This window comes from Janthinobacterium svalbardense (assembly GCF_002327145.1).
Taxonomy (GTDB): Bacteria; Pseudomonadota; Gammaproteobacteria; order Burkholderiales; family Burkholderiaceae_D; genus Janthinobacterium; species Janthinobacterium tructae.
The window spans coordinates 2,696,039-2,708,672 of record NZ_CP023422.1; the positions used below are offsets into that span (position 1 = coordinate 2,696,039).

Below are 12,634 nucleotides of genomic sequence, written 5' to 3' on the forward strand. Positions count from 1 at the left end.
TTATGTACAACACTCATGTATAACATTATTGTGAATGGCCAGCCCTTCGGCACCGAAGCCGACGCCGAGACGCCCCTGCTGTGGGTGCTGCGCGACGAGGCCCATTTGAAAGGCACGAAGTTTGGCTGCGGCATCGGCATGTGCGGCGCCTGCACCGTGCACGTGGATGGCCGCGCCATGCGCGCGTGCATCACGCCGATTGCCGCCGTGGCCGGTTGCGCCATCACCACCATCGAAGGCCTCTCGCCCGATGGCACGCATCCGCTGCAGCGGGCGTGGTTGGCCACGCAGGCGCCCCAGTGCGGCTATTGCCAGTCGGGCCAGATCATGCAGGCGGCCACCTTGTTGAAAGACTATCCGCAGCCGACGGATGCGAATATCGATGCCGTCATGAGCGGCAACCTGTGCCGCTGCATGGCGTACGTGCGCATCCGCAAGGCGATCAAGCTGGCGGCTGGCATGCAGGAGGCACCCGGTGTTTAAGTTGCCGAAAGAAAATTCTGCTGCCCGTCCCAGCTCGCTGGGCCGGCGCGGTTTCCTGATCGCCGCCGCCGGCACGGGGTTTACCCTGGCCTTTTTGCGCGCCGACAGCTCCTTGGCCGCTGGCAAGACGGCGTCCGCGCCGCCCGTCAAGCCTGCGGCGCTCGTCTTCGACCCGAGCATCTGGTTCCAGATCGAGCGTGACGGCATGATCACCGTGAATATCGCCAAGGCGGAAATGGGCCAGCATATCGGCACGGCCTTGGCGCGCATCGTCGCCGAGGAGCTGGAGGCGGACTGGAGCAAGGTGCGCCTGCATTACGTGGACACGGACCCGAAATGGGGCTTGATGGTGACGGGCGGCAGCTGGTCCGTCTGGCAGAATTTCGACCCGCTCAGCCGTGCCGGCGCGGCCGGCCGCATCGCGCTGGTGGAAGAGGGCGCGCGGCTGCTGCGCGTACCCGTCTCCGCCTGCCATGCCCGGCTCGGCGTCGTGCATGGCCGGGGACGGTCGATCAGCTATGGCGACATCGTGCGCCGTGGCAAGCTGGCGCGCCAGTACACGCCCGGACAATTGCAAGCCATCGTGCTGAAAACGCCGCAGCAGCGCAGGCTGATTGGCCAGCAGGTGCAGGCGCTCGACATTCCGGCGAAAATCAACGGCACGGCCGTGTACGGCATCGATGCGCAGGCCGAGGGCATGCTGTATGCGCGCCCGAAGATCCCGCCCACGCGCTACGGTTCAAAAGTCGTGTCCATCGATGATACGGCCGCGAAAAAGGTCAAGGGCTACTTGCGCTCGTTCGCCTTGCAAGACCCCAGCGGCACGGTGCCCGGCTGGGTCATGGTGGTGGCCGACACGTATGCGGCCGCCCTGCGCGCCGCCGACCTGGTGCAGGTAAAGTGGCGGGCCGGCGCGGCGGCCCACGTGGCGGAGCAGGATATCGTCAACTATGCGGGCAAGCAGCTGGCCGATGCCAGCCTGGGCGCCCGCGTAGTCGATGATGATGGCGTGGAACAAGCGTTCAAGGATGCCAGCCTGCAACTGGAACGCCACTACACGACCAGCACCGTGCTGCATTTCCAGCTGGAACCGGTGAATGCGCTGGTGCAGGAAATCGACGGCGTCTGGCATATCCATGCGGGCAACCAGTGGCAATCGCTGATCCTGCCCGTGCTGGCGCAGGCGCTCAAGGTGCCGGAGAGCAAGGTCATGCTGCACACGTATCTGCTCGGTGGCGGCTTCGGCCGGCGTTTGAATGGCGATTATTGCGTGCCGGCCGCGCTGGCGGCGCAAGCCGTGGGGCGGCCCGTCAAGATGATTTGCACGCGCTCCGACGATGCGCGTTTCGATTCGCCCCGTTCGCCATCCGTGCAGCATGTGCGCATGGCGTTCGACGACGCGGGCAAGGTCTCGGCGATGGTGCACGAAGCGAGCGCAGGCTGGCCCACGCAAGCGATGATCCCCGCCTTCCTGGCCAAGGATAAGCAGGGCCATCCGTATGACCCGTTTGCCATCGCCGGCGCCGACCACTGGTACACGGTGGGCGCGCAGCGCGTGCGGGCCGTGTCGAACGACCTAGCTAACAGCAGTTTCCGCCCCGGCTGGCTGCGCTCCGTGGGCCCGGGCTGGACGAATTGGGCTGTGGAAAGTTTCATGGACGAGGCGGCGCAGGCGGCCAAGGTCGATCCGCTGGCCTTCCGTCTGTCGCTGCTGCAGGCGACGGGGCGCAATGCGGGCAGCGCGCCGAATGCCGTCGGCGGCGCCGCGCGCCTGGCCCACGTACTGCAGCGGGTGGCGGACAAGGCGGGCTGGGGCACTGCCATGCCGCCCGACACGGGCCTGGGCATCGCCGCCACGTTCGGCCAGGAGCGCGACATGCCGACCTGGACGGCTTGCGTTGCTCGGGTGAAAGTAGACCGCAGCACTTGTATGGTGAAAGTCGAAAAACTGTTCATGGTCATCGACGCGGGTAGCATCGTCGATCCCGATGGCGCGCTGGCGCAGGCGGAAGGAGGCGCGCTGTGGGGCGTCAGCATGGCCTTGCACGAAGGCACGGCTTTCCTCAACGGCGAAGTGAAGGATACCAACCTGAATACCTACACGCCGCTGCGCATGGCCGACGTGCCCGAGCTCGACATCGAATTCGTGGCCAGTACGGCAACTTCGACGGGCATGGGCGAGCCGCCCACGACGGCCGTGGCGCCCGCCATCGGCAATGCCATCTTCGCTGCCGTGGCCTCGCGCGTGCGGCATTTGCCGATCCGCCCGGAAGCCGTGCTGAAGGGGCTGGACCGGCACGGCGCCGTCTGATGCGGGCGCATGGCAAATTTGACGAGCGCCGCGCGTGAACGGGCGCAGGCTGCTACACTGAGGTTAGCCGCCTTGGGCATGCAGGCTGTGCCCGGCCCGGCAAGATCCCAGTCGATTGCGGAGGCAGCCATGCAAGAACAATTTGTCAGCATCACGGCCGATGAACTTCAAATGGACGGCGTGCTTGAAATGCCCGAGCGGCCCGTGGGCATCGTCCTGTTTGCCCATGGCGCGGGCGCCGATAGCGACTACCTGGGCGCGTCCAGCCACGCCACTTCCCAGGATTTTTTGCGCGCGGGCATCGCCACCCTGCGCTTCGACCAGGCCGGTGTCGGGCCTGGTGGCGGCAGCAATGGGCACGCGTATTTCGTGCGCAGCGATATCGTGCTGCTGGCGCGCCAACTGGAAAAAGCCCTGGGCTGGCTGCAGGTGGACCCGTCCACGCGGCGTTTGCCCTGCGGTCTGTATGGCTATGGCACCAGCGCCGCCGTGGTGATGCAGCTGGCGGCCTGGCGCAGCGCGGAAATCGCCGCGCTGGCCGTCTGCGATGGCCAGGTGGAAATGGCGGGCAAGGCGGCGCTGGAAAACGTGCGCGTGCCATCGCTGCTGATCGTGGGCGGGCGCGACCCCGACGTGGCCGGCCTGAACCGCATGGCGTTTGCCACCTTGCGCTGCGACAAACAGCTGGAACAGATCGCCGCACCTGGCGGCCCCGACACGCGCCACCAGGCGGCCTTGCTGGCTACCGACTGGTATACGCGCCATTTCAACGGGCATACCAGTACGGCGCAGTAGGGCAGCAGATCAGGCGGCGCGCAAGGTCCTCGCATGGAAGCGTACATGCTCTTCCATGAAGCTGGCGATGAAGTAATAGCCGTGGTCATAGCCGGCATGGCGGCGCAGCCGTAATGGCTGGCCGGCGTCGCGGCACGCCGCTTCGAAGACCTCGGGGTACAGTTGCTCGGGCAAGAACTTGTCGGCCAGGCCCTGGTCGATCAAGATGCCTTCCGGGAACAGCGGCGGCTGGCCTTGCTGGCCGCGCATCAGCGCGCTGGCGTCGTATTGCTGCCAGTTGGCTGTTCTGCCAATCGTATTTAATTTTCTATGTTGCGTATCCCTTTACAAATTGGATAGTTGCTGCATCCAAAAAAATACCTGCCTGCGCGGGATCCTCGTTGAGCGAGTCGTTTTTTCATGGTATTTCCGCATATTGGGCAAAATATTTTTTTAATTACGGAGCTATCTAACTTCGGATTCGTTGGTTCCGTTGGATTCGTTTGCTTGGCTGTCTTTTGTGAGTTGTCGTGACCCCGAAACGCAAAGAAATTTACTAAGACTGCCACTACGAAAGTATGAGGAAGCGCCGCAGCTAAGCAATACGGCATGAAGCAGGCTCCAAAAATAAAAACTTGATTTGCAAGGATTATGATGCCCCATACTGCCAAAAACCTTCTCAAGTTATCAACTATTGAACGTATGAATTTTTTTAACATAAAGTACTCGGCTGTTGTTAATACGTTGAATTCTACGCGACTTAAAGCCGAGTGCACTTTGATTGTTTAAACCAATATTCTTTTCCGCGAAATTCGTACTTGAAAATCACAAACTCTCCTGCATGAACCATTTTTTTAAGAAATGATGAGTATTCGTTGTCTTGTGATAGTCTTCCTGTACCAACTCCAACCTTACCGGATGAGTTTGAGCATTTATAGGCCTGTCGAGTTGTTGTCTGCATTTCAGGCGCGCTGCTCGGCTGAGGAGAAATTGATGCGCGATGCTTCGCGCTTTGGCGTGCTTTCGCTTTTGCGAGAGTTTCACGCTGTTCGATATCGTTGATGTCAAACTCATCGTCCTCCTCATAATCGGCGTAGTAACTTGCCCCTTGACCGCTTTTAGAAGGTTGATATTTTCCAGAATAGTTCTGAAAATTGGTCCTGGTACCCGGGCTACCTGTGTATGGATTTACGTTGCCTAGCGTACTCCAGTTGTTGGTTAAATTTCCATCAGGTCTTGAGCGTATATGCGGTGACACGTAGGTTCCGTCTTTTCGTGTGTACCCGTGGACCGATACATTACCATCTGATTTCCTGTCCGCACCTGCCGCCACGTCAGGTGTTAGAAACTGTAAAATAAAAAGGAAGGAAAATAGGATACGCATGGGTTGGCCTGATAAATATTTTTAGGGTAGATATGAATATTTTCGACGTACAGGGCTCGAATTTTCAATAGAGCTATTAGTGAAATGGCGGTTTCAAAGAGCAAGCGCAACACTGGGTTAATTAACAGTGGTTGTTGATGCTTGTAGCAACGTGATGTGCTGAGTATAAACGACGAGTGGCGATTCGTAATTGAGGCGGGCACGCGGTCTGCTAAGAAATCAATGTGGTTATGGCAATAATGACATCAAAAAGGTGCCTCGGTAACTTATGTATCAATGGCGCGCAAGTTCCTCGCATGGAAGCGCACATGCTCTTCCATGAAGCTGGCGATGAAGTAATAGCCGTGGTCGTAGCCGGCATGGCGGCGCAGCCGTAATGGCTGGCCGGCGTCGCGGCACGCCGCTTCGAAGACCTCGGGGTACAGTTGCTCGGGCAGGAATTTGTCGGCCAGGCCCTGGTCGATCAGGATGCCGTTAGGAAATAGTGCCGCCTGGCCTTGCAGGCCGCGCATCAGCGCGCTGGCGTCATACTGCTGCCAGCTGGCTGCGTCGCTGCCCAGGTAGCCCGTGAAGGCCTTCTTGCCCCACGGACATTGGCTTGGTGCGGCGATGGGGGCGAAGGCGGAGACGGAGCGGAACAGGTCAGGGTTGCGCAAGGCCAGCACCAGCGCGCCATGGCCGCCCATTGAGTGGCCGAAAATGCCCATGCGCTGCGCGTCGATCGCCAGTTCCTGTTCCAGCAGCGTGCGCAGTTCCAGCAGGTAGCTATACATCCGATAGTGGCTGCTCCACGGCGCCTCGGTGGCATCGACGTAAAAGCCGGCGCCCGCGCCGAAATCCCAGGCATCCGTCTCGCCTGCGATATTCGCGCCACGGGGGCTGGTGTCGGGTGCGATCAGGATCAGGCCTTCCTCGGCCGCCACGCGCTGCGCGCCACCCTTGATCATGAACGTTTCTTCCGTGCACGTCAGGCCCGCCAGGTAAAACAGGGCAGGGCGCTTGGTGCTGACCGTGGCGCCTGGCGGCGTGTCGGGAATGAAGGCCGAGAAACGCATGGGCAAGCCGATGGCTTGCGCGTCGTGGCGATAAAAGCGTTGTACACCGCCAAAACAGGCGTGTTCACTCAACAGTTCCAGCATGAATTCTCCTCGTCAATCGCACAGTATAGCCAGAGTGGCGCGCCGCTGGCATGGCATCAGCCCAGCATGGCCGCTAATGCAGGCAAGATGTCCTGTGCCGGCGCTTCGGTCTTGAAGGCCAGCAAATGGTCGGCGCGCGTCTTGCCCAGGTTGATGGCGGCCACGGGCTTGCCCGTTTCGGCCGCCATGCGGCACAGGCGAAAGCTGGAATACACCATCACGGACGAGCCGACCACCAGCAGGGCGCTGGCCGCCTGCATCTTGCTTTCGGCCTCGGCCGCGCAGGCGGCGGGTACGCCGTCGCCAAAAAACACCACGTCGGGCTGCAGGGTGCCGCCGCAGCGGGGACAGGCGGGCAGGTGGAAGGTGGCCAGCTGGGACGGCTCCAGCAAGGCGTCGCCATCGGGCGCCGGCGTGGCCGTGGCGCCCAGCATCTGCGGATTGTCGCGTTCGAGCTGATCCTGGATCAGACGGCGCGTGTGGCGGGCCTGACAATCGAGGCATACCACGCCATGTATGCTGCCGTGCAACTCCGTGACGGCGGCGCTGCCTGCCTGCTGATGCAAGCCATCGACGTTTTGCGTGACCAGGCCGCCGATGTGCTGGCGCTGTGCCAATTGCGCGATGGCCAGGTGGCCGGGATTGGGCGTGGCGCGCGCCAGGGTGGGCCAGCCCACCATGCTGCGCGCCCAGTAGCGGCGGCGCACGGCTTCCTGGCGGCGAAAGTCAGGTCCTTGCACGGGGGCGTTGCCGCGCCGCACGCCGTCCGTGTCGCGGTAAGCGGGAATGCCGGACGCCGTGCTGATGCCGGCGCCCGTCAGCAGCAGCACGTCGGAATGGCGCTGCAGGAACTGCGCCAGCTGCTCCAGGGCGGGATCGTCGCTGGCGCGCTGCTGGCTGGCTGAGGGAAAGTTTTGCATGATGCACCATGCTAACCGAAAAGCACGGCGCCGTTGCAAGCGGATGTTTACTCCAGCTTCATGCCGAAACGCTGCAGCCGCGGCTGCCAATGCTCCTGAATATTGGCCGAGACGAGGATGCGCTCGGCCTTGCCAATCAACAACTCACGGGGCACGAAGCCGAAATAGCGCGAGTCGGCACTGTTGTCGCGGTTATCGCCCAGCATCATGAAGTGGTCGGCCGGCACCGTCACGGGGGCAAAGCTGCGCGCCGCGCCCGCGATTTGCGGCAAGACCTGGATGCGGTGATGCTCGGTCGCGTTGCGCTCGCTGATGCGCTGCGCCGTCAGCTGGCCCAGGTGGGCGATGCTTTCGGGCGCCGTGTCGAGCGCCGTGTAGCGGGCGGGCTGGCCGTTGATGACCAGCCGTTCATTGCGCATTTCCACCGTGTCGCCGGGCAGGGCGATGATGCGCTTGATCAATCGCGTGCCGTCTTTCGGCGAGGAAAAGGTGACGATATCGCCCCGCTGCGGTTCACCCAGGCGCTGCAGCACGATGTCGGTGAGCGGTACTTTCAGGTTGAAAGCGAGGCGGTTGACGAAGACCACGTCGCCTTCGAGCAGGTTGGGGCGCATCGACGCCGACGGTATGGGATTCCAGTCCGCCACGGCCGTGCGGAACACGCCGAACAGCAGGATAAACATCAAAAAACCTTTGTTGGCGCGCATCCATGTTTTCATCTTGGCTCTTTCGCTGGGCAATGCCCGTGAGTGTGAGGGAAGGCGCCATTGCTGCTGGCGCCCTATCCACGATGCACGGCGAGGCTGAAGCCAGTCTTAAATCAAGCGCCTGCGCGGCCGATGGCGCGGCCGTTGTTGCGTGCAAGCGTCAGCAACGAGGCTATTTGAACGCCTTGATGACGGCATCGAGCTTGACCTTGAGCGACTTGTCGTGCGCCTGGATGGCCGGCACTGCGCGCTGCACGCCGAGCAGCTGGTAGACGGCCGTCTGCGCAGCGCGCACCGAGTATTCCACGGTGAAGACGACATCGTCGGCGAGCTCCACGAACTGGCTGACGAAGGCCAGGTTGGCGGAGTTGGCGGGCACGGGCAGGGGGCGGTCGCTCTTTGCGCGGGGCATGAACATGCTGGTGATGTAGGGCATGCGGCAGGGAATGCAATTGGCCGTGGCCATGATGTCGAGGTCGAAGTTCAGGTGGCCGCACAGCTCGCGCAGGATGTCTTCGCCGCTGCATTCGGACATGGGCTTGGCGACGAAGTTGCCGATGCGGTCAGGGTGCAGCGCATAGCCCCAGAATACTTGCACGCCCTGGGGCTGGCCGGCGAAATGGGGCTGGTGCGCCAGTACGATGGACATGAACCAGTTGCTGTCCTTGAAGGTGACGAGGCCGCCCGTGCCCGCGCTGTTGCCCGTGAATTGCTCCATCCGGTCAAAGAAGGCGCTGTCCTTCAGGGTGACCGTGTACGAGGCCCAGTACGATTCGGGGATGCTGCTGTTGAAGGTGGCTGGACGGCCCAGCTCCGGGCGGCCTTCGGCCAGCTTTTCCCACAGGAGCCAACCCTGGCTGTCGTTTTTCGTGCGCTTGGCCGGTGCGCTGTGCATGCTGCCATAGCTGGAAGCATCCGTCATCGAGGCGTTCTGGAAAAACACCAGGTCGCCGGCGGCGACGGGAATCACGTCGGCCAGGCCGCGCCGCTGGCAGTGCAGGGCGGTGGCAGTCAGGCGGCCATCGGCTTCCTGTACCTCGATATCGGTCACCGTGCAATCCATGATGATGTTGACGCCTTGTTCCTGCAGCCACGCGACCAGCGGGCGCACCAGCGAGTCGTACTGGTTGTAGACGGTACGCTTGACGCCAGCCAGGGTTTCGATGCGCGAAAACTCCATCATGAAGCGGTGCAGGTAGCGCTTGAACTCGACGGCGCTATGCCAGGGCTGGAAGGCAAACGTGGTGGCCCACATGAACCAGAACTTGGTGTCGAAAAATTCCGGCGAGAGCCAATCCGTGATGGCGCTGCTGCCCAGCGTGTCTTCATCGGCTTCCGTCAGCTTCAGCAGTTCCAGCCTGTCCTGCATGGAAAAGCCCATGCTGCTGACATCGACCTTGAAGCGGTTGCGGTCGATCAAGCGCGCGCGCGAGTGGGGAATGTGCTGTTCGTTGAAGGCGATGGTTTCATCGTAGACGCTCTGGCCCGCATGTTCGAGCGAAGGGATGCTCTTGAACAAGTCCCAGGTGCACTCGTAATTATCGGTGGTCAGCATGCGCCCGCCGCGCAAGGTATAGCCATCCTCGGCATTGCCGCCGCCATCGAGGCTGCCGCCCGTCACGGGCGATGTTTCGAAGATGGTGATGTTGCTACCTTGCATGCCGCCGTCGCGGATCATGAAGGCGGCTGCGGCCAGCGAGCCGATGCCGCCGCCGACCAGGTAGGCTTTTTTGTCTGTATGACTCATGGTTTTTCCCTGAATGTGAGCGCATCCGCATGCGCGAAAGGCTTGCAAGCGGCACGGCTGATGCCATGCCATATTTGCCTATTTTACAACAACAGGGGGAGGCTCGGCGGATAAATAGAGCGTTCGTTCGGTTTTTTCAGGTGCGCCATCGCTTCCAGGCGTCACCGTTCCAGTGCGCCGAACGCGACTTCCAGCAGCAATGCGCCCACAGAACTGTTGGCCGAGATGGCAGGCAGTCGGCAACGATACGCCATTATAATCAGCAGGCGCATGTCGCCGCACACCCGTTTGAATTCATGAAGGAGCAGCATGCTGTCCCATCTCTGCCTCGGCACCAACGACTTTCCCCGCGCCTACGCTTTCTACACGGCCTTGCTGGGAGAACTCGATTTGATCGAAAAATTTCATGATCCGACCCACCCCTGGGCCGGCTGGATGGCGCGGGAGGCGCCGCGCCCCCTGTTCGTGCTGACGGCGCCGCACGACGGCTTGCCGGCGACGCCCGGCAATGGCCAGATGACGGCCTGGCTGGCGGCCAGCCGCGCCCAGGTGGACCGCAGCTACCAGGCCGCGCTGGCGCTGGGCGCCGTGTGCGAGGGGCCACCCGGCTTGCGGCCCCATTATCACGCCAATTATTATGGCGCCTACTTCCGCGACCTCGACGGCAACAAGCTGTGCGTCTGCTGCCACGCCGAAGAATGATTCAGCGCGGGCCCCAGACGTCGTCTTCCGTCCAGCCCAGTTCCAGGAAATCTTGCACCCGCTCGTCCGCTTCGCCGGCGCAATAGAATTCATCGAGCTGGGGCGCTTCGATGCGCGTGCCGGCCAGCATGGCATGCACTTGTCCCCGGTGGTGGATCTGGTGCTGGAACAGATGCGCCAGCAGGCGCTGGCGGGTGTCGATTTGCGGATTATCGCGCAGGATCGTCACGGGCCGCGCCAGGTCCGCGTCGCACAGGCTGCGGCAATGGGCAATCAGGCGCAGGTCCGAGGCGCGCTGCGCCGCGTGCAGGGCCGCGCAGTCGGTAAATGGCTCGTCCTTTTCAAAGAAGACATAGCAGTCGGCGTGCGGCGCTGCGCCGCGCAGCTCGCGTTCGAGCGCGTCGAGATAAAACCAGTCGCACGTCAAAATGTGGTTCAGGGTGAACTGGATGGTGGGGAAAAAGCTGACGCGCGTGGCCTCGAACTCGGCGGCGGTCAGCTGCCCGCAAGCCTTCAGCAGGCGGTGGTTGGCCCAGGCGTTGTTATACGCCTGGCTGGTGATGTAGTGCGCAAGTGGATTGTTCATGATGGATCGCTTGTCAAGCAGGGCAGGGTGTATGTCGTGCCACTTTAGCATGTTGCAGCAGGTGGACAAAGCGCTCACGCCAGCCGCACCAGCGCTGCTGTCATCAAGTAAAATCACGGAGCGAACTTCGCGATAATGATGCATACAGGGCTTGGGATAGCAAAATGGGCTGGATAGGAAAATTACTCAACGGCGGCGACGAAAAAGACAAGCCCGCGCCAGTCACGGCAGCGGCGGCGCCCGAGGCGACACGGCAGCCGGCCACCATCACCGACATCGATGCCATGTACTACCGCTGGCTGGCGGCTGCGGGTTCGGCGCAGGCTCCGGCGGAGACGGAACAGCAGATTCTGGACGAATTGGCGCGCCTGGCCCGTGAACCGATCGCTGGCGCCGCGCTGGTGCCGCGCATTCCAGCCATCATTCCGCAGTTGATGCGTACCTTGCAAGATGAAAACATGAGCGCGGCCAAGCTGTCGGCCCAGCTGGCCCAGGACGTGCTGCTGGTCGCCGAGGTCTACCGCGAAGCGAACCGGCCCTGCTACCAGTCGCGCTACAACGCCAGCCCGTCGATCAACAACATGGAAGGCGCCATCATGCTGCTCGGGCAAAACGGCATGCGCATGCTGCTCGCCCGCGTCGCCTTCCGTCCCATCGTCAGCATGCAAAGCGGCGGGCTGACCGTGCGCACGGCGCCGCTGATCTGGCGCCAGTCCGAAAAATGTGCGCTGGCGGCCAGCCTGGTCGCGCCGACGATGCATGCCAACGCCTTCGATGCCTATCTCGCGGGGCTGATGGCCAATGTCGGCCTGGTGGTGGCGTTCCGGCTGATCGATCAGATGCATGGGCCCGATGCCTTCCCGCAATCGGACGCCTTCATTGCGCAAGTGTTTGCGCAAGCGCGCATCTTGTCGGTACGGATCGCCGAATTGTGGGAGTTTCCCCAGTCCGTGACCCGCGCGATCGGGCAGGCGGGCGTCGATGCCGATGCCGATCCGCAGGCGCAGGCGCTGGCGCTGGGCGAGCGCTTGAGCAAGCTGCGCATGCTGGCCGATAGCGGCCACTTTCCTGCCGACGATCCCTTCGTGACGACCGGACTCGGCAAGAGTGAGCTGCTGGCGTTCGGCAAACTGGCCGACGACGAGGAGTGATGCCAGCCGCGTGCGGCTGATATTACTCAGCGCGCAAAATAGAGTGCGTGCAGGTGCTCCAGGTCGACGTCAAGCGCAGCCTGCGACAGCGCCACTTTGCCGCTTTGCATCAGGTACACGTGATCTGCCACGCCCACGGCGCGCGCCGTGTTCTGCTCGACGAGGATGATGGTGCGCCGGCCGTCGTTCAGGCGCGCGAGGATCTCGAACAGCTCGTTGACCACCAGCGGCGCCAGTCCCAGCGAAGGCTCGTCGATGATGAGCAGCGACGGGTCCGACATCAAACCCCGCGCCATCGCCAGCATCTGCGCCTCGCCGCCAGACAGTGATCCGGCCAGTTGGCGGCGCCGCTCGTGCAGGCGCGGGAACATGGCATAGGCTTCGGCCAGGCGCGCCGGCATGTGGCTGCGGTGCTCCTTCGGAAAGGCGCCCATGATCAGGTTTTCTTCCACGCTCATGTCGCGGAACGTCATGCGGCCCTCGGGTATCATCGTCACGCGCGCGTCGCTCATCTTCCAGGTGGGCGTGCCGTTGATGGCCACGCCGTCAAGCGCGATGCTGCCCGCTTCCACGGGCAGCAGCCCCATGATAGCGCGCAGCAGGGTGGTCTTGCCGGCCCCGTTCGGGCCGATGATGGTGGTCAGCTTGCCCTTCTGGATGGACAGCGAGACATCCCACAGCACGTTGATGGCGCCATAGCCGGCGCGCAGTTGACTTATTTCAAGCATCG

The 12,634-nt window shown here is 62.4% G+C and carries 13 protein-coding genes and 1 pseudogene; 5 read left to right on the forward strand and 9 right to left on the reverse strand.

Annotation, left to right across the window (positions count from 1 at the left end):
* Nucleotides 1-15: 15 nt before the first annotated feature.
* The 3 genes from CNX70_RS12140 to CNX70_RS12150 all read left to right on the forward strand — a co-directional run bounded on the left by CNX70_RS12140 (nt 16) and on the right by CNX70_RS12150 (nt 3,589).
* Nucleotides 16-483, forward strand: coding sequence for a (2Fe-2S)-binding protein (locus CNX70_RS12140; RefSeq protein ID WP_096234887.1), 468 nt, complete (start codon nt 16-18; stop codon nt 481-483).
* Nucleotides 476-2,794 carry a xanthine dehydrogenase family protein molybdopterin-binding subunit gene (locus CNX70_RS12145; protein ID WP_096234888.1) on the forward strand — a complete coding sequence of 773 codons (2,319 nt, stop codon included), beginning with the start codon at nt 476-478 and terminating at the stop codon, nt 2,792-2,794. The genes CNX70_RS12140 and CNX70_RS12145 overlap by 8 nt, the downstream gene beginning before the upstream one ends.
* 129 nt (nt 2,795-2,923) lie before the next feature.
* A complete protein-coding gene (locus CNX70_RS12150) occupies nt 2,924-3,589 on the forward strand; it encodes a dienelactone hydrolase family protein (RefSeq protein ID WP_096234889.1) in 666 nt (221 codons plus the stop codon).
* Nucleotides 3,590-3,598: 9 nt separating this feature from the next.
* Here CNX70_RS12150 and CNX70_RS12155 read toward each other — a convergent pair.
* The 7 genes and pseudogenes from CNX70_RS12155 to CNX70_RS28165 form a co-directional block, all read right to left on the reverse strand.
* A pseudogene (locus CNX70_RS12155) lies at nt 3,599-3,871 on the reverse strand (alpha/beta hydrolase-fold protein); the annotation flags it as partial.
* A 457-nt stretch (nt 3,872-4,328) separates the two neighbouring features.
* Complete coding sequence (locus CNX70_RS12165) at nt 4,329-4,952, reverse strand: hypothetical protein (RefSeq protein WP_096234891.1); 624 nt, start codon at nt 4,950-4,952, stop codon at nt 4,329-4,331.
* 266 nt (nt 4,953-5,218) lie between these two features.
* Nucleotides 5,219-6,091 carry an S-formylglutathione hydrolase gene (gene fghA, locus CNX70_RS12170; protein ID WP_096234892.1) on the reverse strand — a complete coding sequence of 291 codons (873 nt, stop codon included), beginning with the start codon at nt 6,089-6,091 and terminating at the stop codon, nt 5,219-5,221.
* A gap of 56 nt (nt 6,092-6,147) precedes the next feature.
* Nucleotides 6,148-7,011, reverse strand: a complete 864-nt coding sequence (locus CNX70_RS12175; RefSeq protein WP_096234893.1) for an NAD-dependent protein deacetylase — start codon at nt 7,009-7,011, stop codon at nt 6,148-6,150.
* A 47-nt stretch (nt 7,012-7,058) separates the two neighbouring features.
* Complete coding sequence (gene lepB / locus CNX70_RS12180) at nt 7,059-7,730, reverse strand: signal peptidase I (protein WP_096234894.1); 672 nt, start codon at nt 7,728-7,730, stop codon at nt 7,059-7,061.
* Nucleotides 7,731-7,890: 160 nt separating this feature from the next.
* Nucleotides 7,891-9,465: an oleate hydratase gene (locus tag CNX70_RS12185; RefSeq protein WP_096234895.1), complete on the reverse strand. Its 1,575-nt coding sequence runs from the start codon at nt 9,463-9,465 to the stop codon at nt 7,891-7,893.
* A gap of 161 nt (nt 9,466-9,626) precedes the next feature.
* Nucleotides 9,627-9,776, reverse strand: a complete 150-nt coding sequence (locus tag CNX70_RS28165) for a hypothetical protein (RefSeq protein ID WP_157750990.1) — start codon at nt 9,774-9,776, stop codon at nt 9,627-9,629.
* On the opposite strand from CNX70_RS28165, the gene CNX70_RS12190 reads away from it, so the two are divergent.
* Nucleotides 9,775-10,167, forward strand: a complete 393-nt coding sequence (locus CNX70_RS12190; protein WP_096234896.1) for a VOC family protein — start codon at nt 9,775-9,777, stop codon at nt 10,165-10,167. The genes CNX70_RS28165 and CNX70_RS12190 overlap by 2 nt on opposite strands.
* 1 nt (nt 10,168) lies before the next feature.
* Here CNX70_RS12190 and CNX70_RS12195 read toward each other — a convergent pair whose 3' ends face one another.
* Nucleotides 10,169-10,753, reverse strand: a complete 585-nt coding sequence (locus CNX70_RS12195) for a DinB family protein (protein ID WP_096234897.1) — start codon at nt 10,751-10,753, stop codon at nt 10,169-10,171.
* Nucleotides 10,754-10,917: 164 nt separating this feature from the next.
* On the opposite strand from CNX70_RS12195, the gene CNX70_RS12200 reads away from it, so the two are divergent.
* Complete coding sequence (locus CNX70_RS12200; protein ID WP_096234898.1) at nt 10,918-11,904, forward strand: HDOD domain-containing protein; 987 nt, start codon at nt 10,918-10,920, stop codon at nt 11,902-11,904.
* A gap of 26 nt (nt 11,905-11,930) precedes the next feature.
* Here CNX70_RS12200 and CNX70_RS12205 read toward each other — a convergent pair whose 3' ends face one another.
* On the reverse strand, nt 11,931-12,632 hold the full coding sequence (locus CNX70_RS12205) for an ABC transporter ATP-binding protein (RefSeq protein WP_096234899.1): 702 nt from the start codon (nt 12,630-12,632) through the stop codon (nt 11,931-11,933).
* Nucleotides 12,633-12,634: the final 2 nt, after the last annotated feature.

What these genes read in the sequence shown, in the direction of transcription:
- CNX70_RS12140 (WP_096234887.1), top strand. Translation starts at nt 16, where the DNA reads ATGTATAACATTATTGTGAATGGCCAGCCCTTCGGCACCGAAGCCGAC.
- CNX70_RS12150 (WP_096234889.1), top strand. Translation starts at nt 2,924, where the DNA reads ATGCAAGAACAATTTGTCAGCATCACGGCCGATGAACTTCAAATGGAC.
- CNX70_RS12165 (WP_096234891.1), bottom strand. Translation starts at nt 4,952, where the DNA reads ATGCGTATCCTATTTTCCTTCCTTTTTATTTTACAGTTTCTAACACCT.
- fghA (WP_096234892.1), bottom strand. Translation starts at nt 6,091, where the DNA reads ATGCTGGAACTGTTGAGTGAACACGCCTGTTTTGGCGGTGTACAACGC.
- CNX70_RS12175 (WP_096234893.1), bottom strand. Translation starts at nt 7,011, where the DNA reads ATGCAAAACTTTCCCTCAGCCAGCCAGCAGCGCGCCAGCGACGATCCC.
- lepB (WP_096234894.1), bottom strand. Translation starts at nt 7,730, where the DNA reads ATGAAAACATGGATGCGCGCCAACAAAGGTTTTTTGATGTTTATCCTG.
- CNX70_RS12185 (WP_096234895.1), bottom strand. Translation starts at nt 9,465, where the DNA reads ATGAGTCATACAGACAAAAAAGCCTACCTGGTCGGCGGCGGCATCGGC.
- CNX70_RS12190 (WP_096234896.1), top strand. Translation starts at nt 9,775, where the DNA reads ATGCTGTCCCATCTCTGCCTCGGCACCAACGACTTTCCCCGCGCCTAC.
- CNX70_RS28165 (WP_157750990.1), bottom strand. Translation starts at nt 9,776, where the DNA reads ATGCTGCTCCTTCATGAATTCAAACGGGTGTGCGGCGACATGCGCCTG.
- CNX70_RS12195 (WP_096234897.1), bottom strand. Translation starts at nt 10,753, where the DNA reads ATGAACAATCCACTTGCGCACTACATCACCAGCCAGGCGTATAACAAC.
- CNX70_RS12200 (WP_096234898.1), top strand. Translation starts at nt 10,918, where the DNA reads ATGGGCTGGATAGGAAAATTACTCAACGGCGGCGACGAAAAAGACAAG.
- CNX70_RS12205 (WP_096234899.1), bottom strand. Translation starts at nt 12,632, where the DNA reads ATGCTTGAAATAAGTCAACTGCGCGCCGGCTATGGCGCCATCAACGTG.